This window comes from Streptomyces inhibens (genome assembly GCF_003389455.1).
In the GTDB taxonomy this organism is placed as follows: Bacteria; Actinomycetota; Actinomycetes; order Streptomycetales; family Streptomycetaceae; genus Streptomyces; species Streptomyces inhibens.
The window spans coordinates 1-20,409 of record NZ_QUAC01000212.1; the positions used below are offsets into that span (position 1 = coordinate 1).

15 protein-coding genes, 2 pseudogenes and 1 riboswitch are annotated in these 20,409 nt (G+C 71.7%); of the genes and pseudogenes, 8 read left to right on the top strand and 9 right to left on the bottom strand.

Annotated elements, in window-relative coordinates; genetic code table 11:
- Nucleotides 1-249, bottom strand: a pseudogene (locus DY245_RS45380) (hypothetical protein); the annotation flags it as partial.
- A 570-nt stretch (nucleotides 250-819) separates the two neighbouring features.
- Between DY245_RS45380 and DY245_RS26545 the strand changes: the two are divergent.
- Together DY245_RS26545 and DY245_RS26550 are read left to right on the top strand one after the other, a co-directional pair.
- Nucleotides 820-2,097 carry a hypothetical protein gene (locus DY245_RS26545; protein WP_128509749.1) on the top strand — a complete coding sequence of 426 codons (1,278 nt, stop codon included), beginning with the start codon at nucleotides 820-822 and terminating at the stop codon, nucleotides 2,095-2,097.
- Nucleotides 2,098-2,280: 183 nt separating this feature from the next.
- Nucleotides 2,281-2,826, top strand: coding sequence for a DoxX family membrane protein (locus DY245_RS26550; RefSeq protein WP_128509750.1), 546 nt, complete (start codon nucleotides 2,281-2,283; stop codon nucleotides 2,824-2,826).
- A 529-nt stretch (nucleotides 2,827-3,355) separates the two neighbouring features.
- Here the strand turns inward: DY245_RS26550 and DY245_RS26555 are convergent.
- The 5 genes and pseudogenes from DY245_RS26555 to DY245_RS26580 all read right to left on the bottom strand — a co-directional run.
- Entirely contained in the window at nucleotides 3,356-3,535 is a 180-nt protein-coding gene (locus DY245_RS26555; protein ID WP_128509751.1) for a hypothetical protein, read from the bottom strand.
- A 388-nt stretch (nucleotides 3,536-3,923) separates the two neighbouring features.
- Nucleotides 3,924-4,754: a PIN domain-containing protein gene (locus tag DY245_RS26560; protein ID WP_128509752.1), complete on the bottom strand. Its 831-nt coding sequence runs from the start codon at nucleotides 4,752-4,754 to the stop codon at nucleotides 3,924-3,926.
- Nucleotides 4,755-5,049: 295 nt separating this feature from the next.
- The gene (locus DY245_RS26570; RefSeq protein ID WP_128509754.1) at nucleotides 5,050-5,922 is read right to left on the bottom strand and encodes an SAM-dependent methyltransferase; all 873 of its coding nucleotides are present in this window, start codon (nucleotides 5,920-5,922) and stop codon (nucleotides 5,050-5,052) included.
- Between the two features lie 194 nt (nucleotides 5,923-6,116).
- A complete protein-coding gene (locus tag DY245_RS45385; RefSeq protein ID WP_244943277.1) occupies nucleotides 6,117-6,347 on the bottom strand; it encodes a hypothetical protein in 231 nt (76 codons plus the stop codon).
- A gap of 156 nt (nucleotides 6,348-6,503) precedes the next feature.
- A pseudogene (locus tag DY245_RS26580) lies at nucleotides 6,504-7,971 on the bottom strand (PspC domain-containing protein); the annotation flags it as partial.
- A 163-nt stretch (nucleotides 7,972-8,134) separates the two neighbouring features.
- Between DY245_RS26580 and DY245_RS26585 the strand changes: the two are divergent.
- The 4 genes from DY245_RS26585 (at nucleotide 8,135) to DY245_RS26600 (ending at nucleotide 13,503) form a co-directional block, all read left to right on the top strand.
- A complete protein-coding gene (locus DY245_RS26585; RefSeq protein ID WP_280525002.1) occupies nucleotides 8,135-9,910 on the top strand; it encodes a serine/threonine-protein kinase in 1,776 nt (591 codons plus the stop codon).
- A gap of 105 nt (nucleotides 9,911-10,015) precedes the next feature.
- Entirely contained in the window at nucleotides 10,016-11,314 is a 1,299-nt protein-coding gene (locus DY245_RS26590; protein WP_128509756.1) for an ATP-binding protein, read from the top strand.
- Between the two features lie 89 nt (nucleotides 11,315-11,403).
- Nucleotides 11,404-12,117, top strand: a complete 714-nt coding sequence (locus DY245_RS26595) for a LuxR C-terminal-related transcriptional regulator (protein WP_128509757.1) — start codon at nucleotides 11,404-11,406, stop codon at nucleotides 12,115-12,117.
- A 261-nt stretch (nucleotides 12,118-12,378) separates the two neighbouring features.
- Nucleotides 12,379-13,503: an alpha/beta hydrolase gene (locus DY245_RS26600; protein WP_128509758.1), complete on the top strand. Its 1,125-nt coding sequence runs from the start codon at nucleotides 12,379-12,381 to the stop codon at nucleotides 13,501-13,503.
- A gap of 13 nt (nucleotides 13,504-13,516) precedes the next feature.
- Here the strand turns inward: DY245_RS26600 and DY245_RS26605 are convergent, their stop codons facing one another.
- Nucleotides 13,517-14,662, bottom strand: coding sequence for a C40 family peptidase (locus DY245_RS26605; RefSeq protein ID WP_128509759.1), 1,146 nt, complete (start codon nucleotides 14,660-14,662; stop codon nucleotides 13,517-13,519).
- A gap of 323 nt (nucleotides 14,663-14,985) precedes the next feature.
- Here DY245_RS26605 and DY245_RS26610 point away from each other — a divergent pair, with 323 nt between their 5' ends.
- Nucleotides 14,986-15,339 (top strand): hypothetical protein, encoded by a 354-nt coding sequence (locus DY245_RS26610; protein ID WP_128509760.1) that lies wholly within the window; start codon nucleotides 14,986-14,988, stop codon nucleotides 15,337-15,339.
- Between the two features lie 123 nt (nucleotides 15,340-15,462).
- Here DY245_RS26610 and DY245_RS26615 read toward each other — a convergent pair whose 3' ends face one another.
- On the bottom strand, nucleotides 15,463-16,614 hold the full coding sequence (locus tag DY245_RS26615) for a C40 family peptidase (protein ID WP_128509761.1): 1,152 nt from the start codon (nucleotides 16,612-16,614) through the stop codon (nucleotides 15,463-15,465).
- Nucleotides 16,615-16,621: 7 nt separating this feature from the next.
- Nucleotides 16,622-16,791: riboswitch (cyclic di-AMP (ydaO/yuaA leader) on the bottom strand.
- 305 nt (nucleotides 16,792-17,096) lie between these two features.
- On the opposite strand from DY245_RS26615, the gene pcrA reads away from it, so the two are divergent.
- Nucleotides 17,097-19,577, top strand: a complete 2,481-nt coding sequence (pcrA, locus tag DY245_RS26620) for a DNA helicase PcrA (protein ID WP_128509762.1) — start codon at nucleotides 17,097-17,099, stop codon at nucleotides 19,575-19,577.
- Nucleotides 19,578-19,636: 59 nt separating this feature from the next.
- Here pcrA and DY245_RS26625 read toward each other — a convergent pair.
- A partial coding sequence (locus DY245_RS26625) for a M23 family metallopeptidase (protein WP_147318376.1) occupies nucleotides 19,637-20,409 on the bottom strand: 773 nt, incomplete at its 5' end.

The window sequence follows — 20,409 nt, forward strand, 5'->3', positions numbered from 1 at the left end:
GGCGCGGGTGGCGGCGACGTGGGCGGGGGCTGAGGCGGAGGTGGCGGCGGGGACGGCGTCGGGGACGGCGTCGGCCGGGGCTCGGGGGCCGGCGGCGGTGGCGCGGGCCGGGAGAGATGCGGACGAGGTGCCGGGGTGCGCGAGGGCGCGGGCGTCGGCTTGGTCCGGGTGCAGGGGAAGTGCCAGCCGTGCGGCATGGGAAAGCCGGTCGGTACGTCTACGGGTGGAGCGGTGCCGGCGAAGGCGCAATTGTCGCCGGTGGCGGGGCGGTGGGGCCGGTCATGGGCGGTTGCCGCCGCCGCGGTGGCGAGCAGTGCGGCGCCCCCGGCCAGCAGGAGAAGCGCGGCGGCCAGGAGCCCGGCCGCCAGGCGGGATATGTGTCCGTACCGCCTCCGGTGTCTGCGCCGGTCCTGTTGCCCGTACCGCCCCTGTTGCCCGTGCGGCCCGTCTCGTCCGGGTGGTTCATCCCGGCTGTGCGATCTGTGCGATCCGTGCAGTTGATACACGGCGAGAGCTTGCGCAGCGGGCGGGCCGCTCAGCCTTCGCCGTGCCCCGGTTCGCCCGAACGGGGGAAGCGTCGGGTTTGCCTGGTCGGCCGACGATCGGGTGTGCGTATGTATACGTATATCCGGGTGTGCGCGGCGACCAGGGCCGACTGTCGCCGGGCGTCAACGCGGCGATTCACCCGCCACCCGCCACCAGGTGGACGTTTGATATCCGCCCCGGCCATGTGAGGCACAATTCCCCTTCGCATAACACAAGTTGACGGCAAGCGGTGGCGGGGCGGTAACGAACGTGTCGGTTGATGCAGTGGGCAGGATGACCGGAACGGGCGAGCCGGTGGAGGGTGCAGAGCGCGCCGACGGCGGTGAGTGCCGCTGCGGACGGTGCCCGCACGGCGCCCGGGTAGGGCACCGGCAGGCGGTCGCCGCGTTCGTCGCGCTGCGCGAGGACTTCGCCGCCGGACGCGGTGTGCCGTCCGGACTCGCGCACTCCGCCGGCGCGGCCCGTCAGTGGGTCTCCGACGAACTGACCCTTTCCGCCCGCGAGCTGGCCAAGCGGGGCGCCGACGAGGGGGTCGCCTGGCTGACGGCCGTACGGTGGCGCACCCTGCTGGTGATCTGGGGCGCTGTGGTGGCCCTGCTGGTCGGACAGGCGCTCACCGCCATCGGCGCGGGCTGGACCGCGGGCCGTACGGCGGGACTGATCGCCGCCGTCGTCCTGGCACTGGGGCTGACGCTGGCGGCCTGGTGGCACCGTGCGCACGGCGGGGCGCTGGCACCGCTGATCGGCGAGGACGGCCGGCTGTCCACCTCGCGGACGGTCGCGGCGGGCTGGGCGGCCGCGGTGCTGTACGCCGTGCTGATGGTGGTCGTACAACTGGCGACGGCTCCCGGGGCGCGTGAGCGGCGAGGTCTGCTTCAGGGCCTGGAACTGGACCGGTCCGCCGCGCTGTTGGCGGCGCTCGCCGTCGGGTGCGCGGTGGCGGTGCTGGCGTACGGGGTGGTTGCCGCGCGGGTGCGGTCGGGACGGCTGCAGAAGGTCCCCGCGGAGCGGCCGCGGGCCTCCGATCTGCTCGCGGACGACGCGGGGCGGGGCAGCTTCATGGACGTGCAGTACGTCCTGGTCAACGCGGCCGTGCTGGCGTGCGCCCTGGTGCGGCTGGCCGGGCGGCCCGGACAGCTGCCGCAGCTGCCCTGGGGTCTGGTGGTTCTGCTGGCGCTTTCCGGCGTCACGTATCTCGCGGCGAAGACGGTGTCCGGCGGCCGCCCGGTGATCCTTTCGGTGGTGCGCTCCCGTGAGCTGGGCGATCTCGCCGCGCCGGTCCGTACCGGCGATGACATCGAGATCCGCGGCGCCGGTTTCGTCCCGCCGGGCGCCACGACGCCCGACCGGCTCGCCCGGACCGTCGTACGGATCGGTGCGGTGCATGTCCCGGTCCCCCTGGTCCCGGTGGCCGGTGGCTTCGCCAATCCGACGGACGGGGTGCTGACGGTGCCGGTGCCGGTCGATGTCGAGCCGGGCCGGGTGATGGTCCGGGTGGTCACGGCGGCGGGCGTGGAGACGAACGGCTACCCGATCGACGTCCAGGACTGAGGCCGGCGGCCGGGCGGGGGTGCCTGCCGCCGCGGGCCGGTTTGCGTGACGTTTTTGTGTGCGGCAGCCGCCTGAAGTGCGTCGGTCCGTTGAACCTCTTGCGCACGTGCGTACGTATCTCCCCATGAGGCGCGGGCGCGGGCACAATCGTCTGCTCCCGGTGGCAACGGAGAGGCGGACGTCATGGTTCACGCGAATCGCACGATCGGTGCCGACTTGGGAGGGGCGGGTGTCGATGGCGCCGGCACCGGCCTGCGGGGGCAGCTGGCGCGCCATGCGCTGCTCCCGTTGCGCCTTTTTCTGGGTGCCACCTTCATCTACGCAGGCGTGGACAAACTGATGGACCACGCGTTTCTGGCCGCCGGCGGTGCCGGGTCGCTGGGCGAGATGCTGCGCCAGGTGCATGACGCGGCGGCGCTGCCGCAGCTGGTGGACCTGGCACAGAAGAGCCCGGTGGGCTTCGGCTACGCCATCGCGGCCGGCGAGCTGGCGGTGGGCCTCGGCATCCTCGTCGGGCTGCTGGGCCGGCTGGCGGCGTTCGGCGGGGCGCTGATCTCGCTGACGCTGTGGCTCACCGTGAGCTGGGCGACCACGCCGTACTACTACGGCAATGACCTGGCCTATCTGATGGCCTGGCTCCCGCTCGTACTGGCCGGCACGCCGATGCTCTCCCTGGACGCAGTCCTGGCGCACCGCCGCAAGAGGCACGGGGCGCAGCTGTTCGGCTAGGGCGTGTCCGCAAAGTCCCGTGCTGCGTGGCCGGCGGCACTCCGTTCCGGCCGGTTCGGAGCTGACGCACACCTCCACTCACCAGCGGTGCCGCCTTCCCGGGACGGCCTCACCCGGAGTCGTGAACGGAATCGCAGGACGCAATTCGCGCTTCAGGTGGAAGGCAAGGGAACCGGCCGCCCGTCCCGCGAGTACGCAACGTTCTCCCGTCCGGCAGAGGCTGGCGGGCGAAGGCGGCCACGGTGGGATCAGTGGCCGTCGCGGCGACGCTGTGCCTGTCCATCACCCCGGCGCAGGCGGACTCGCCTCTCGGCGGCGGAGGGCTTGGGCTGAAGCCGCCGGGGGAGAATCTGCCCGTCCCCCAGTACCCCGACTGGAGCTCTCCCGAGGGGATCGCCGAATTCCTCTCCGATTGCGGTGAGTCGTGCACCTTCACGCCCACCGAATGGGTCGGGGCGCCGAGTGAGCGTACGCCGACGATGCTGGGGAAGCCTCGCGACAGCTGCACCACCGAAAACGTTGACTACAACTACGGTGAGGCTGCGACCACCGGCGAAACGACGGTGGTCGGCTTGTCGCTCGGCGCGAACCCCGTTTCGGTGCTGCCGAAGTTCGAGCACAGCTGGTTCACGTCGAACACGGAGAGCACCGTGACCACGGGCACGCTGAAGCCCGGCGAAACCGGCTGGTTCGACGAGGTTTCCGTCACCCGGAAGGCGACGGGGAATGGGAAGCTCGATGGCGTCGATCAGCCAAACCCCTTCGCTCCGGTGAACAAACACAACACCCATGGGCCACACGAATTCACCGGCGTCGAGTCGGATATCACCTACAAGATCATCAGGGTCCAATCCCGCCCCTTGACCGCCGAAGAAAAGGCGACTCGGTGCGGCAACAAGAGCCCCAGCTGGATCGGTTGGCGCGGAGCTTGGCGACCGTCGAAAAGCCGTGAGCGGCCCGAAACGGGACGAGGGCCTGCCGGCCCGGTGTGGATTGCGAGATCTGCCACCGGCGACCAGGAGGCCCTCAATGCCGAGCAGCTTGTTTCTGGCCATCCCGCGCGCGGCCGTCACGACCCGTTCTTCCGCTCCGGCTCCTCACGGCTCCTCGCCGATCGCTGTCCCCGGCTTCCTGTACTCCTGCGGCAGGCGCATCGTCGTCAGCCCCATGTCACGGGCTCGAAGCCGCATCCCCGTGTCGTCGGTCAGCAGCCGTGTTCCCGCTGTCGGGCAGAGCTGATCCATGTCCGCCGCGCACAGCAGGATCCGCAGGTCTGCGTCGACGCCGACCGGATGACGTCCCGCGGGTCGGGCGACCTCCAGGGTGACCTGCGGTGCGAGCTCCACCGCCTCGTCAGGCCCCGAGGTGCCCAGCGCCCGCTCCAGGTACCGGATGGCGGTCGCCGCCCGCCTCGCCAGCAGGCCGTCCCCGTACTTGTGCCGGTCCAGCTCGTCGATGACGACCAGCGGGATCACGAGGCGCGCTGAACTGGTCTCGGCTCCTTGGCCTTTGAGGACCTTCGCCCACCGCACTCCCCCTGGTTGCTGCCACCACAGGAGAATGTTGGTGTCCATCACCACGGGCACGCCCGGCCGGGCGGCGGACCGCTTGAGCCGCTCCAGGTCCCGCAGCGCGTCCTGTAGGTCGGCTATCCGCAGGGACAGTTCGTGGGAGGCAGCCTGGTTCGGCTCCGTTCCCAGCCCGGAAGTGGGAAGGAGATGCCAGTACGCCGACGACTGGAGTACCGCGGCGATATCCGGTTCGGCGAATGTCCGGGTCACCAGCGGCATGGCCTTGTTGACCGCTGCCATGTAGCTCTGCCAGAGCGTCTCGAACGGACCGCCGGACCGGGCGTTCGACAGCACGTTCATCGCGGAGCGGAGATTGGTCTCGGCAACGTCCAAGGTGACGCCGGGCTTGAGTCTCATGGCAGCGATCCTGGCAGTCCGCCGGGCATGCCGAGCCGGTCATGGCGGAATGCATGACTGGGCTCTGCCTGCCGTGCCGAGCCGTCCACGCCGGCCAAGCCGACGACTGCCCAACGGCCGTCGGCAGCCGCATTCCGCCGCACAGACGCGCCGGGATGCCGTAGACGCACGGACGCACGGACGCACGGACGCACGGACGCGCGGACGCACGGACGCGCAGACGCGCAGACGCACCGGGACGCCGTAGGCGGCAACGTTCGCCGTTCGCCGTTCGCCGCGGCGTTCTCGGTGATCGTCATGACCGGCGAGCGCAGGTGTAGACGGCACGGCTCATGAAGGAGGTGGGGTCCAGAGGGCGTTCATAGCCTCCTGCCGCTTCCGCGGCCGACACCTCTCGTGTCTCCCAGCCCAGTTCCGACAGGCGCACTCCGGGGGCGGGCCGCCGGCCGGTGTGGACCAGTCCCCCGATGTCGACTCCCAGGCGCCGGGTGCTGTCCGCAATCGCGGCGTCGTCCAGAGCCTCCTGCATGTCGCCGAGGTACTCCACGGCGAGTTGGCTGCCGGGGGCGGAGAGCCGGTGGATCTCCTGGAACAGGTCGTCCTCGGCCGTGGGCGGGAGGTAGGGCAGGAGCCCTTCGGCGAGCCAGGCGGTCGGGCGTGAACGGTCGAGGCCGGCCTTCTCCAGTGCCGCCGCCCAGTCCTCCTTCAGGTCCGCGGCCACCGGCCGGTGGTCGCACTCGGTGGTGGCGCCCCGCTTGCGCAGGACGCTCAACTTGAAGTCCAGTACCAAGGGCTGGTCGATCTCGTAGACGACGGTGTGCGCCGGCCAGCGCAGCCGGAATGCCCGGGTGTCGAGCCCCGACGCCAGCAGCACCATCTGTGTGACGCCGGCCGCGGCGGCCCGTTGGACATAGTCGTCGAAGTAACGAGTGCGCACGGCTACGTACGCGGACGTGGCCGACCAGGTCCGCTGCGTTTCCATGGCCGCCGCCTCGGCCTCGGTCGTCGGCAGTGGCACCGGCGGGTGGGCCTCCTTGACGAAATCAGCCGCATACGGGTCCTTGGCCAGGGCGTCGGGCCGACTGGTTTCGCGGGCTCTGCTCGCCGCCACCGCCAGGGCCGTGATGCCGATTCCCGAAACGATGTCCCACTGTTGCTCCGTGCTCACGCGCGCCTCCCACATGCGGACTGCCGGTCTCCCGTACATGGCCACGGGACACCCGCCGTTGAAATGCTGACCCCGCCAAGCCATATGCCCGACACAGCTCTGATCCACCCGGCAGAGCAAGAGCCATCAGGAGCAGGCCTGGGCGCGCCCGGTGGATCACGGCCGGGGCCGGTGGGTCAGGCCGGGGCCGTGGGTCAGGAGCGTTGGGGTATGGCCGGTTCGTCGGTGCGGTCCGCGTGGTGGCGGCGGGCCGTTGCCCAGATGGCGGCGGTGATGCCGGAGAGGACCAGGCCGGCGGGGAGGGCGAAGAAGAGCCAGGGGCCGGGCGCGTGCCAGACGCCGAGGGCGTCGAGGCCGTAGCCCGTGCCGACGGCGAGGGCGGCGATGCCCGAGATCAGGCGGGCCGGTTCGAAGGGGTGGCGCATCACGAGGGGGCTCCCTGGCGGGTCGGGGCGGTCGGCGCGGCGGGCGTCGACGGGGCGGGCGTCGACGGGGCGGGCGCCGGTGCGGCGGGGGCCGGGACCGTGCGCCGGATGTCGACCTGGCCGGCGCCGACATTGAGGTCCAGGTCCAGGGAGCCNCGACCTGGCCGGCGCCGACATTGAGGTCCAGGTCCAGGGAGCCGCGCGGCTTTTCGCCCTTCTTGAGGCCCTCGGCGGGCAGTGTGACCGTCCGCTGCTGACCGCCCGCCGAGAGGTCCACATCGTCGGGCGCATCGCCGGGCAGCTGGATGTCGCCGACGCCGAGCGAGATACGCAGGTGGGTGGTGACACCCTGCGGCAGCGTCACCTGGAGGCGGCCGGCGCCCACGTCCGCGCTGGTGCGGACCGTACGGCCGCCCTTGAGGGGGAGTTCGCTGAGGTCCAACTCCCCTTCCCCGGAGCCGAGTTCGTAATGCGGCTGGACGGCTGCGAGGCTGGTGGGGGTCCAGGTGCGGTGCTGCCAGTCGGCGGTGATGTTGTCGGGCAGCACCGTCGCACCCGCCAGCAGCGCGGCCGTCAGCACCACCATGAAGACCGTGCCGCCGCCTGTCCGGCCGAACCAGGCGCTGAGCACCAGACCCAGGCCGAAGACGACCAGCGCGGCCGCCAGCCCCGCCTGGAGGGACGGTGCGAGCCCGTCGTGCCGGGAGACGGAGACCGCGGTTCCGGCGCCGGCGAACAGCGCCAGCAGGAACGTCCAGCCGCCTATCGGGCGGCCGGTACGCGGAGTCCTGCGCGGGGCCCGGGCCGGGTGGGCACCGTGCGGTGGCACCGGCGGGCCGGGAGGGCGGCCCGGCCCGGACCAGGCGCCGTGCCGCTGAGGAGCGGTGGCCGCGCCCGCGCCGTGCTCGAACCGGTAGCTGATGTCGAGTGGCAGCGGGGTGTTCTCGGGCCCCCACAGATAGCCCGGACCGGCCGCGTCCTTGGAGCGCGGCTCACGCCACCAGGAGGGGCTGGTCGGCACCGGGGGCGCCTTGGTCTCCGGCGGGGCGTCGGCGACCGCCTGGGCGGTGGCGGAGTCCATCGCCTCCGGCCCCTCGGCCTCGGCCTGCCGGCGCCGGCGCGACCAGTACGCCGAGCCGGCCACCGCCAGCATCAGCATGATGGCGAAGGACATCATGCTGCCCTTGGCGAGAGTCGTCAGGAACAGCCCGCAGCCGACCAGCGCGAAGAGCAGGGCCGTGAGCGCCGAGCCCTCGACACGGCCGGAGAGCAGTCGGCGGCCCTCGTTCTCGTCCTCGCCGTCGAGGGGGATGAGCAGCCAGGCGAAGCCGTAGACGATGAGGCCGAGGCCGCCGACGGAGAGCACGGCGAGCACGACCCGGAAGATGACCGGGTCGAGATCCCACTGCCGGCCCAGCCCGCCGCACACCCCGGCGACGACCTTGTGCCGCCGGCTGCGGCGCAGCGGGGCATGCGGCGGGGTGGGGCCGGCGGGGTCGGAGGGCGCCGACTCCTCGACGGGGGCTGCATCGTTCATGGACCCATGGTGACAAGAGCGACCGAGCCCCGGTATCCGTGGAAACCCTGGCAGATCCCTGAGATCCGCTGCCGGTGGCCCCGACATGCCCCAGGGGGGTCCCGAAATCCCCCGCCGGTTCGCATATGCCCCCGCGCTCCCGCGCCGCCTGAAAGAAGGGCGCCGACGGGCGGTGGCCGGGGGTCTGTCCGCCGACCTCAAAGACTATCGTTGCGTCCTGGATACGTACGGGTTTCCGGAGGGGCGTGCGGTGACGGAGGCGGCGTCGGTGGACGAGGGGCGACTGGTCGCCGGGCGGTATCGACTTGTTGAACGGATAGGCCAAGGCGGTATGGGCACCGTCTGGCGGGCCCGGGACGAGGTCCTCGGCCGCCAGGTCGCGGTCAAGCGTCTGCATGTCTCGCCGCAGTTGGACGAGGACGAACTGGCGACCCGCCATGAGCGCACCACCCGGGAGGCGCAGGCCGCGGCCCGCATCAACCACCCCAATGTGGTGGGCGTGCACGACGTCGTGGACGACGCCGGGCTGCCGTGCATCGTCATGGAGTACGTCCCCTCCACGACGCTCGGTGACGCCATCAAGGAGGCCGCCCGGACCGACAGTTCGGTCACCCCGCGCGAGGCCGCCCGTATCGGCCGCGGCATGATCGCTGCGCTGCGCGCCGCACACTCCGCCGGTGTGCTGCACCGCGACGTCAAACCGGGCAACGTCCTGCTCGGCGAGGACGGCCGGGTCGTGCTCACCGACTTCGGCATCGCGGTCGCCAGCGGCACCTCCACGCTCACCAAGACCGGCGAGCTGGTCGGCTCCATCGACTACTTGGCGCCCGAGCGGGTCAAGGGCGGCACCCCGGGACCCGCCTCGGACCTGTGGGCGCTGGGCGCAACGCTCTATCAGGCGGTCGAGGGACGGCCCCCGTTCCGGAAGAACACCGCGGTCGAGACGGCGTACGCGATCGCCATGGACCCGCTCCAGCCGCCGGTCAACGCCGGGCCGCTGACCGCGCTGATCGAGGCGCTGCTCGCCAAGGAGCCGGAGGACCGGCCGACGACCGACGTCGTCGAGCAGGCGCTGCGCGCGGCCGAGGGCGAGGCGGAGACGGCGCTGATTGGCTGGCCGACACTGGCCCTGGGGACCGTCGGGCGCCGTGGCACGGAGGCCGAACCGGACGAACAGGGGGAGGCCCCGACGCGACCGGTGTCGCCTACGGGCGAGCCGGGGGCCACCTCGCGCGGCGCCACCGGGACCGGCGCCGGGGCGTATACGGCCACGGGGGCGGGCAGCGGCGGCGCCGTGACCGGACGGGTGGCCGTGCCGGACGGAGCCCTCGGCGGGCGGTCCGTCGCCGACCGTAGGGACGTACTGTCCGGCGGCCCCGTGGCCCGCAAGCGGCGTGGCGCCCGGGTCGTGGCCTGGAGCGTCGTCGGGGTGCTGGCCGCCGGCGGCGGTGCGGGCACGGCCTGGTACGTGCTGCACCGCGACGACTCCGGCGTGTCCAAAGTGGCGGGCAACAAGGGCGTCCCGGTACTCCCCAGCGTCCCGAACACCACCATCGGATCCCCGCCGCCCCTCCCCGACGGCTACCGCAAGGCCACGGAGACCGCGCTCGGCGTCACCTTCCCGGTGCCCAACGGCTGGCAGCGGCAGGTCAGGGACGGCGGACGGCAGATCGTCTATGCCTCCGAGGGCGAGCTCGCGCAGCTGACCCTCAGCGTCCTGGACTTCTCCTCGGCGGATCAGGTGCAGCACTTCAAGGACGTCGAGGCCGACTTCAAGAAGTCGTACCCCGTCTACTCGCGGCTGCGCATGCAGGCCACGGTCTTCCAGGGCGACCCCGCCGCGATCTGGGAGTTCACCTTCGGGGGCCGGGCCCGCACCTACCGCGGGATCGACCTCGGGTTCGGCCGCGAGGGCGACAAGGAGTACGCGATCTATGTGTCCGCGCCGGCGGCGAACTGGACGAAGTTCGAGAAGGTCTTCTCGGTCGTGAAGGACGGCTTCCGCAGGACCGAGCCGAAGAGCTGAGGCCCGGCCCCGGGACCGCCCTGGGACCGCCCCGTGAAACGTCAGGGACGGGTTCAGGGTCGACCCTGATGCCCCGGACCCGCACGGCGTGTGACGATCGGGGACATGACCACCGCGCCACCCCGCGCCGAGACGGCCTACGCCCCGGCGCCGGACCCCGACGACCCGCCCGTGCGCAAGCTCTACCGCAGCGCCGACGGGCGGTTGCTCGGTGGCGTCGCGCGCGGTCTCGCCGGGCATCTCGGACTGCCGGTCTCCTGGGTCCGGATCGTCTTCGTGGCCCTCTTCATGGCCGACGGCATGGGCGCCCTGCTGTATGCCGCATTCTGGTTCTTTGTCCCGCTGGGCGTCGGCGGCGTGGAGCCACGGCACCTGGCCCCGGGCGACGAGAAGCGGCGGCGGCTGGCCCGCAGGCCCGACAAGGGGCAGGTCTTCGCGCTGATCGCGCTGCTGATCGGTGCCGCGATCGTCGCCTCCAGGTTCCAGCTCGGCCAGGCCAACGGCTATCTCTGGCCGGTGCTGCTGATCGGCGCCGGTGTCGCCCTGGTGTGGCGCCAGGCGGACAACTCCCGCCGCGCCCAGTGGCTGGAGCTCGGCCGCCGCAAGGGGCTGTTGCCCATGCTGCGCGGCGCGGCCGGTGTGCTGCTGGTCTGTGTCGGCGTGACCGGCATCGTCGTGCTGCAGGGCTCGGTGCGGCATCTCGGCTCGGTGCTGCAGGCCTCGCTCGCCGTCGTCGTCGGCATCGCGCTGCTGGCCGGCCCCTATCTCGTACGGATGGCCCAGGACCTCTCCGAGGAGCGGCTGATGCGCATCCGCGCCCAGGAGCGCGCCGAAGTGGCCGCCCATGTCCATGACTCCGTCCTGCACACCCTCACCCTGATCCAGCGCAACGCCGACGAACCCCGGGAGGTGGCGCGGCTGGCCCGCGCCCAGGAACGTGAGCTGCGCGCCTGGCTCTACAAACCCGAGGGCCGCGGCAAGGACGAGGACGAGGAAGCGGCCACCCTGGCGGAGGCGGTCCGCAAGTCCGCCGCCGAGGTGGAGGACCACCACGGCGTCCCGATCGAGGTCGTGGTCGTCGGCGACTGCCCGTTGGACGAGGCGCTCGGCGCCCAGATGCAGGCCGCACGCGAGGCGATGGTCAATGCCGCCAAGTACGGTGGCGAGGGCGGCCCGGTGCAGGTATTCGCCGAGGTGGAGGGCCGTACGGTCTTCGTCTCGGTGCGCGACCGCGGCCCCGGATTCGATCTGGGCGCGGTCCCCGCGGACCGGATGGGCGTACGGGAATCCATCATCGGCCGGATGGAGCGCCACGGCGGCACCGCCCGGCTGCGCTCCGCCCCCGAGGGCGGCACCGTCGTCGAGCTGGAGATGGAGCGCACCGCGCAGGAGCGTGACGCATGACGGGGCAGGGCGAGGGGCGGCCGGCGGCGACAGGGCGGGCCGGGGCACGGGATGATGACGGGCCAGACACCGAGGGACGGGCGGAAGAGATGAGCAGCGAGGGCGCACAGCAGGGCGAGACCGGTGGCGGGACGGCCGAGGGCCGGACCGTCCGTGTCGTGCTGGTCGACGACCACCGGATGTTCCGTACGGGCGTCCAGGCCGAGATCGGTGAGACCGGGCGCACCGGCGTCGAGGTGGTCGGCGAGGCCGCCGACGTCGACCAGGCCGTCACGGTCATCACGGCCACCCGCCCCGAGGTCGTCCTCCTGGACGTCCATCTCCCTGGTGGCGGCGGGGTCGAGGTGCTGCGTCGCTGCGCCGCGATGATGGCCGATGCCGAGCGCCCGGTCCGCTTCCTCGCGCTGTCGGTCTCCGACGCGGCCGAGGACGTCATCGGCGTCATCCGTGGCGGCGCGCGCGGCTATGTCACCAAGACGATCACCGGCACGGACCTGGTCAACGCGATCTTCCGGGTAGCCGACGGCGACGCCGTCTTCTCGCCCCGGCTCGCCGGCTTCGTCCTGGACGCCTTCGCCTCGACGGACGCCCCGCCGATCGACGAGGACCTGGACCGCCTCACCCAGCGCGAGCGTGAGGTGCTGCGGCTGATCGCCCGCGGCTATGCGTACAAGGAGATCGCCAAGCAGCTGTTCATCTCCGTGAAGACGGTCGAATCGCATGTCTCCGCGGTGCTCAGAAAGCTCCAGCTCTCCAACCGCCATGAGCTGACCCGCTGGGCCACGGCCCGGCGGCTCGTCTGACCTGCGACGTCGGGATCCGCCCCGCGCAGGCCCCGCGCCCGGCCGCGCGGCGCGGATCCCGTTGACGAGCGGCCGGAGGACGAGGACGCAGGGCCCGGGCACGAGTGGGTAAAGCCGAGGGACGAGGTCGTAAAGAACGACCAAAGACGGGCAACCAGGACCGCGCGGATCGCCATCTAAGGGCGCGGAGAGGCTCACTGCCGAAGGCGGGGGCGGAACCACCCCCACGTCCTTCGCGTATGTCCTGGAAACGAGATCCCGATGAGCCTGACGGGCACGCCCTTCTTCCTCACCTCGATCGCGCTGCTGATCGTCGCCGTGGTGCTGCCGCTCGCCGTATGGAGCCGGATAGCCGGACCGCGGCTGGTACGCACCGTCGCCCGGCTGCTGATGCTGGTGTTCGCCCAGGTCACGGCCATCACCGTGGTCTTCGTCCTGGTCAACAACGCCAACAATCTCTACGACACCTGGGGCGATCTGCTCGGCACCGGCAGCCATGTCGAGGCGGCCAAGGACCTCGGCCCCGACGGGATGGGCGGGCAGCAGATCAAGAACCGGCCCAAGCAGCTCCAGCGGTTCCGCCCGGCCGATGACCCGAGGATGGGCACCGGTGTCACGATGACCGACCTCAGGGGCCGGATCTCGGGCGTGCTGGGCGAGGTGTACGTATGGCTGCCGCCGCAGTACAACGACCCCGCCTACCGGAACAAGAAGTTCCCGGTGGTCGAGCTGCTGCCCGGCTACCCCGGCTCGTCGAAGGCCTGGTTCGGGTCGCTGCACGTGGGCGAGCAGCTCGGGCCGCTGATGCAGCGCGGCACGGTCAAGCCGTTCATCCTGGTGGCGCCGCGTACCAATATCCTCACCGGCGCCGACACCGGTTGCGTCAACATCCCCGGGAAGGTCAACGCCGACAGCTGGCTGACCGTCGACGTTCGCCAGATGATCGTCGACAACTTCCGGGCCGGCGACAAGCCGGACTCCTGGGCGCTGGCCGGATACTCGGCCGGCGCGCACTGCGCCACCAAGCTCGCGCTGTCCCACCCGGACCGCTACCGCGCCGCGGTCGCCATGTCCGGCTACAACGACCCGGCGCTGGAGCCGGACTCGCTCGCCGGCAAGGACCCCAAGCTGCGTATCGAGTCCAACCCGATGCACATCCTGAAGTCCGCCAACGCCGCCGGAAGGCCGCCGCGTACGGCGCTGTATGTGTCGGGCGCCGCGGGCGACGGCTACCAGGCGGGCATCGGACTGCGTCAGCTCGCGAAGCGGCCGACGACGGTGACCGTGCAGCAGATCTCGGCGCTCGCGGGCGGCCACACCACGGCGGTGTGGCGGCAGCAGGTACCGGAGATCTTCCGGTGGTTCGGGACGCAGCTCAGGGGTTGATGTACGCGGCCCCCTACGCCGGCCGGGTCGCCGCCGCGAACGGCATCTGGTCGATCGGTGCGATCCGTACCGGCGCACCCGGATGCGGAGCGTGGATCATCTTGCCGTCGCCGATGTAGAGCCCCACATGGCTGATGCCCGAGTAGAAGAACACCAGGTCTCCGGGGGCCAGTTGGGACCGGTCGATACGTGGCCCGGAGCTGACCTGGGTGTAGGTCGTACGGGGCAGGGAGACGCCGCCGGACTTCCAGGCGGCCTGGGTCAGGCCCGAGCAGTCGTATGCGGAGGGGCCGGTGGCGCCCCAGACGTACGGCTTGCCGAGTGCGCCGTACGCGAAGGAAACGGCCTGCGCGGCACGGGCGTTGGGGGCCTGCGCGGATGCCGCGGCGGCGGCCCCCGAGCCGGTGGGCACCCCGCCGAGGAGGCCGTCACCGCGCCCCGCCCCCCGGTCCGCACGGTCGCCGGCCGCCCCGCCCCGGGAGTTGTCCCGGCCCGCCATCCGCCGCCGCTGCTCCGCGGTCAGCCGGTCGAGCAGCTGCTCCGCGGCGTCCAGCTTCCGCACGATGGTGACCCGGTGCTTCTTCAGCGCGGTCTCGGTGCCCACCAGCCGCTCCGCGGTGTCCTCGGCCCGCTGCCGGACCTGCCGTACGCTGCCGAGCCGGCGCGCGTAGCCGGCCACCGCGGTCGCCTGGTGGCTGCCCGCACGCTCCAGGACCGCGGCGCCGTCCAGATAGCGCTGCGGATCGGCGGACAACAGCAGCCGTACGGTGGGGTCCACGCCGCCGGAGCGGTACTGGCTCGCGGCCATGGTGCCCAGTTCGCCGCGGGCGGCGTTCAGTTTCCGGGTCCTGCGGGCGGCCTCGTCCTGCAGTCTGCTCAGCTCCTGGCGTGCCGTATCGGCGGCTTCCTTCGCGCCGTTGTACTTCTGCGTGGCCACCTCTGCCTCCTGGTACAACGCGTCGACCCGGCCCTTGACCTGGGCGGGGGTGGGCTCGGGTACGGCCTGGCCGGTGCCGTCGAAGGTGGTGGCGGTGGCGGCACCCGCGAGGGCCAGGGTGGCGGCCGTACGGGCGGTGCGCGCGCTGCGCGAGCCGCCTCCGGTGAGCGAGACGAGCGGATGCTGCCTGGGCTTGCGGTGCGAGGCCACGGTGGCCGTCACTTCCTTCCCTTCGGGCCCTGGGTCCGGCGGCGGTCCGCACGGGGGAGCGGACCGCCGCCGTACCTCTCGGCGGGGCGGTCGACGAATCGCCGGTGTGGAGCCCGGCGTTGGCGGGGAGTCGACCGCTTGGAGGAGGACGCTAAACCTGGGCGCCACGGAGGTGAGTCCGCTTGCGCGGCATTGCCCGCTTTCGACCGCTGCCGGTACGCGGGTGACCGCGGCGCCGCGGGCGCACGGCCGGGAGCGGTCTGCCGTGACCGATGCGGCGATTGTCGGCGCCCTGCCTGAAGGGCCGTGCTATGCGGCGGCTACGATCCAGCACTATGGACGTAGTAATCACTATCTTCGTCGGCCTGCACATCATCGGCATCGCCTCCCTGCTGGGCGGCTTTCTGACCCAGATGAAGGCGATGGGCGCGGGCACCGCCCGCTTCGTGCCGGCCATGCTGCACGGCGCGCTGACGATGCTGGTCACCGGCATCGTGCTGGTCGGCCTCAACCAGGCCCAGGACCACCCCGTCAACAACATCAAGATCGGCATCAAGATGGCCGTTCTGGTGGTGATCCTGGCGCTGGTCTACGTCAAGCGGGACGAGGAGAAGGTCGACAAGCCGCTGTTCGGCGCGGTCGGCGCACTCACGATCGCCAACATCTTCATCGCGGTGCTCTGGACCTGAGCCGCCGGCACCACCACGGCACACCGCGCGGGCATCGCGCTCCGGACTCCGGAGGCGACGGCCGCGCGGTGGCGTGTGGGGGGTGGCCGTGGGGGGTGGCCTTGTGGGGGAGCGGGGCCGGGCTCAGGCCGGGCGGACGCTCCCGTAGATCGGCATGTAGTAGATCGACTCCTCCCGGACATTGGCGCCCGGGTGCGGCGCGTGGATCATCTTGCCGCCGCCTATGTACATGCCTACGTGGCTGATGTCGTCGTAGAAGAACACCAGGTCACCGGGCTTGAGATCGCTGGTCGCCACCCGCTGGCCGACCTTGACCTGGTCCCAGGTCGTGCGCGGCAGATCGACCCCGGCCGCCTTCCACGCCGCCTGCGTCAGCCCCGAGCAGTCGTAGGAGGTGGGGCCGGTCGCGCCCCAGACGTACGGCTTGCCGATCTGGGCGCGGGCGAAGGCCAGCGCCTTCTCGGCCTTGGTGGTGGACGAGTCGCCGGTCGAGCCGCCGCCGGTCGAGCCACCTCCGGTCCGGCCACCGGTGGAGCCGCCGCCGTCCTGCTGCCGCTGACGCTCCCGCTCCTGCTGACGGCGCGCCTCCTCCTCGGCCTTGCGCTCGGCCGCCGCCTCCTTCTGGCGCTCCAGCTCCGCGAGCCGCGCCTTCTCCTGGGCGGTCAGCCGGGACAGCAGCTGCCGGGCCTCGGCCAGCTTGTCCTGGACGGCACGCTTGGACTCCTTCAGGGAGGCCTGCGACGTCTGCAGCTGCTCCAGGCTGCGGGTCGCCTCGGCCCGCTGCCGGGTGGCCGCAGCCTGCTGCTCCTGGTAGTCGGTGACCGCCTGCTTCTGCCGGCCGGTCAGCCGCTCCATCAGGTGGTTGCGGTCGACGAACTGCTGCGGGTCCTTGGCGAGCATCAGCTGCGCCGTCGGGTTCATGCCGCCGGTGCGGTACTGCGCCGAGGCGAACATGCCCAGCTCGCGCCGGGATTCGTTCATCTTCTCCGCACGCTTGGCGGCGGCGTTCAGCAGGCCGTCCACGGTGTCGCGCTGATGATCGGCGTGCTCCTTGGCCGCGTTGTACTTCTGGGTGGCCACCTCGGCCTGGCGGTAGAGGCCGTCGACCTTCTGCTTGACCTCTTCGATGGTGGGCTTGGGCGCCGTGGGAGCCGCGTCGGCGGACTGCGAGAGCAGGGTGACCGAGGCGAGGGCGGCGGTGGTGAACCCGGCCGCCGCACGACGACTCCCGGGGGAGGTGAGGACGCTGGTGCGCGGCTTGCGATGGGACGCCAAGGCCGGCAACTCCTTCCGTGGACCGCCTACCGGGTTAGCTGTCGGGTTCGGGCGGGTGTCGCTGACGGAAGGCTTGCCCTACGGTCCGGACGTCTGCCGGCGCAGTCGTACGGATCGATTCACCCCGGTGATGCTGGTGGGTCCCCGGCTCCGGGTGCCTGGCGGCAGGGCCGGACTCGGCGCGGGCGGCCCGTGCGGACGCGGTCGTCCGCGGGGAGGCGGGCTGCCTGAGCGAGGACGTTAGCCAACTCGTGTGGCTCCTGTGAAGGCTGATGTTCGATATGCCCGAAACCTTTTCGTGACCTGAACGCGATGAGGGGTTCATTGCGGCAGATGTCGGATTCGGGTAAGCGGGCGCGCGCCCCGTCCGACGCGCGGCCGGCCCCCTGACCAGCCACAGCGCCGCTGCCCACCCCGCACAGGGCCGACTATCGCCCACTCCGGAGCACGCTGTCAGTGCGGCGGCCTAGACTCGGTGGGCGATGAGCAGCCTCTTTGACGACAGCTTCCTGGCGGACCTCGGCCACAAGGGCGAGGAGGAGCACCAGCCGCCCCCCGAGGACGAGCACGGCCCGGCCCCGGAGGAGATCCCCGCCGATCTCTTCGGCGGGAAGTTCGACGCGCCCGTGCCCAGGGAGGCGTACTACCGCGACGGCGCCGCCCGCCCGCCCGTCGACGCGGCGACGCTGCTGGAGGGGCTCAACGACGAGCAGAAGGCCGCCGTGGTGCACACGGGCGGCCCGCTGCTGATCGTCGCCGGCGCCGGCTCCGGCAAGACCCGGGTGCTGACCCACCGCATCGCGCATCTGCTCGCCGAGCGCCATGTCCACCCCGGCCAGATCCTCGCGATCACCTTCACCAACAAGGCCGCCGGTGAGATGAAGGAGCGCGTCGAGGAGCTGGTCGGCCCGCGCGCCAACGCCATGTGGGTCTCCACCTTCCACAGCGCCTGCGTACGGATCCTGCGCCGCGAGTCCAAGAAGCTCGGCTTCACCTCCTCCTTCTCGATCTACGACGCCGCCGATTCGAAGCGCCTGATGGCCCTGGTCTGCCGCGACCTGGACCTGGACCCCAAGCGCTTCCCGCCCAAGTCCTTCAGCGCGAAGATCTCCAACCTCAAGAACGAGCTCATCGACGAGGAGGCCTTCGCCGGGACCGCCGCCGACGGCTTTGAGAAGACCCTGGCCGAGGCGTATGCGATGTACCAGGCACGGCTGCGCGAGGCCAACGCCCTGGACTTCGACGACATCATCATGACGACGGTCAATCTGCTCCAGGCCTTCCCGGATGTCGCCGAGCACTACCGCCGCCGCTTCCGCCATGTCCTCGTCGACGAGTACCAGGACACCAACCACGCCCAGTACACCCTCGTCCGCGAACTGGTCGGCCCGGGTACGGCCGAGATGCCCGCCGCCGAGCTGTGCGTCGTCGGAGACGCCGACCAGTCGATCTACGCGTTCCGCGGCGCCACGATCCGCAACATCCTCCAGTTCGAGGAGGACTACCCGGACGCCACGACGATCCTGCTGGAGCAGAACTACCGCTCCAGCCAGACCATCCTGTCCGCCGCCAACGCCGTCATCGAGCGCAACGAGAACCGCCGCCCCAAGAACCTCTGGACGGACGCCGGAGCCGGCCCCAAGATCACCGGCTATGTCGCCGACACCGAGCACGACGAGGCGCAGTTCGTCGCCGACGAGATCGACCGGCTGACCGACGCCGGTGACGCCAAGGCCGGCGATGTCGCCGTCTTCTACCGCACCAACGCCCAGTCCCGTGTCTTCGAAGAGATCTTCATCCGGGTCGGGCTGCCCTACAAGGTCGTCGGCGGTGTGCGCTTCTACGAGCGCAAGGAGGTCCGCGACGTCCTGGCGTATCTGCGGGTGCTCGCCAACCCCGAGGACACCGTCCCGCTGCGCCGGATCCTCAACGTCCCCAAGCGCGGCATCGGCGAGCGCGCCGAGGCGATGATCGACGCCCTGTCCCTGCGCGAGAAGATCACCTTCCCGCAGGCGCTGCGCCGGGTCGACGAGGCCTACGGGATGGCGGCCCGCTCCGCCAACGCCGTCAAGCGCTTCAACGTCCTCATGGAGGAGCTGCGCACGATCGTCGAGTCCGGCGCCGGGCCCGCCACCATCCTGGAAGCCGTCCTGGAGCGCACGGGCTACCTCGCCGAACTCCAGGCCTCCACCGACCCGCAGGACGAGACCCGGATCGAGAACCTCCAGGAACTCGCCGCCGTGGCCCTGGAGTTCGAGCAGGACCGGGAGGAAGACAACCCCGGCACGCTCTCCGACTTCCTGGAGCAGGTCGCGCTGGTCGCCGACTCCGACCAGATCCCCGACGAGGACGAGGACGGCAGCGGCGTGATCACCCTCATGACGCTGCACACCGCCAAGGGCCTGGAGTTCCCGGTCGTCTTCCTGACCGGCCTGGAGGACGGCGTCTTCCCGCACATGCGCTCGCTGGGCCAGACCAAGGAGCTGGAGGAGGAGCGCCGGCTGGCCTATGTCGGCATCACCCGCGCCCGCGAGCGGCTGTACGTCACCCGCTCGACGATGCGCAGCGCCTGGGGCCAGCCCTCGTACAACCCGCCCTCCCGGTTCCTGGAGGAGATCCCGGACGACCATGTCGAGTGGAAGCGCACCGGCCCCGCGACGCCGTCCGCCTCGATGGGCGGCCTGAAGGCGGGCAGCGGGAGCGGTGGCGGCTTCGGCGGGGGCATCGGTGCCACGCTGTCGTCGGCCCGCTCCAAGGGCCCGAGCGGCTTTGCGACCCGCCGTGCCACGGACCGCCAGGTGGCCTCGCTGGCCGTCGGCGACCGCGTCACCCACGACAGCTTCGGGCTCGGCACGGTCGTGGGCGTCAAGGGCAGCGGCGACAACGCCGAGGCGACGATCGACTTCGGCGGCGAGAAGCCGAAGCGGCTGCTGCTGCGCTATGCGCCGGTGGAGAAGCTGTAGGAGCGGTCAGCGCCGGGCGGAGCGGGGACGCCCGGCGCGCGGGAACCGTACGGCGGCGGTCAGTTCGGGTTGAGACCGTGGCTGCGCAGCCACGGCAGCGGGTCGACCGCCGCGCCGCCGCCGGGGCGCACCTCGAAGTGCAGATGCGGGCCCGTGGAATTGCCGGAGTTGCCCGAATAGGCAATCTGGTCACCGGCCTTGACCGACCCGGACCGGATCTTGGTGCTGCTCAGATGGCAGTACCACGTCTCGGTGCCGTCGGGCGCGGTCACGATCGCCATGTTGCCGTAGGCGGAGTTCCACTGGGTGCGTACGGTGCCGTCGGTGGCGGCCATGACGGGGGTGCCGTAGCTGACCGGGAAGTCGATGCCGGTGTGTACGGACATCCAGTTCACGCCGGCCTGGCCGAAGAGCGCGCTCAGCCCGTGCTGGGTGACCGGCAGCACGAACTTGGGCCGCATGGCCTCCTTGCGGGCCGCCTCCTCCGCCTTGCGCTTACGCTCCAGCGCCTGGCGTTCCTTGAGGTCGATCCGCTCCTGGGTACGGCTGGCCCGGTCGCGGAAGTCATCGGCGCTGGCGCTGAGTCCGGCGAGCTGGGTATCGAGCTTGTTGTTGGCCGCGGACGGTTTGACGGCCCCGGGGTCGGCCGCGGCCTGGGTGGTCGAGTCGCTCTTGTCGTCCCCGCCGACCCCGGCGACGGCCGCGGCGGCCACGGCGCACACGCCCATGGCGGCGACCGAGGGCACGGCGACCGTCAGCAGCGCCGACCGCTTCGCCGGGCGTCGCCGGCCGCGGCCACGGACGGCCTTGCCGGCGCTCGGCCCGTCGACCC

Excerpts from the sequence above, each read along its gene's own strand:
- DY245_RS26545 (WP_128509749.1), top strand. The coding sequence starts at position 820 with ATGACCGGAACGGGCGAGCCGGTGGAGGGTGCAGAGCGCGCCGACGGC.
- DY245_RS26550 (WP_128509750.1), top strand. The coding sequence starts at position 2,281 with ATGGTTCACGCGAATCGCACGATCGGTGCCGACTTGGGAGGGGCGGGT.
- DY245_RS26560 (WP_128509752.1), bottom strand. The coding sequence starts at position 4,754 with ATGAGACTCAAGCCCGGCGTCACCTTGGACGTTGCCGAGACCAATCTC.
- DY245_RS45385 (WP_244943277.1), bottom strand. The coding sequence starts at position 6,347 with ATGCGCCACCCCTTCGAACCGGCCCGCCTGATCTCGGGCATCGCCGCC.
- DY245_RS26590 (WP_128509756.1), top strand. The coding sequence starts at position 10,016 with ATGACCACCGCGCCACCCCGCGCCGAGACGGCCTACGCCCCGGCGCCG.
- DY245_RS26595 (WP_128509757.1), top strand. The coding sequence starts at position 11,404 with ATGAGCAGCGAGGGCGCACAGCAGGGCGAGACCGGTGGCGGGACGGCC.
- DY245_RS26600 (WP_128509758.1), top strand. The coding sequence starts at position 12,379 with ATGAGCCTGACGGGCACGCCCTTCTTCCTCACCTCGATCGCGCTGCTG.
- DY245_RS26610 (WP_128509760.1), top strand. The coding sequence starts at position 14,986 with ATGGACGTAGTAATCACTATCTTCGTCGGCCTGCACATCATCGGCATC.
- pcrA (WP_128509762.1), top strand. The coding sequence starts at position 17,097 with ATGAGCAGCCTCTTTGACGACAGCTTCCTGGCGGACCTCGGCCACAAG.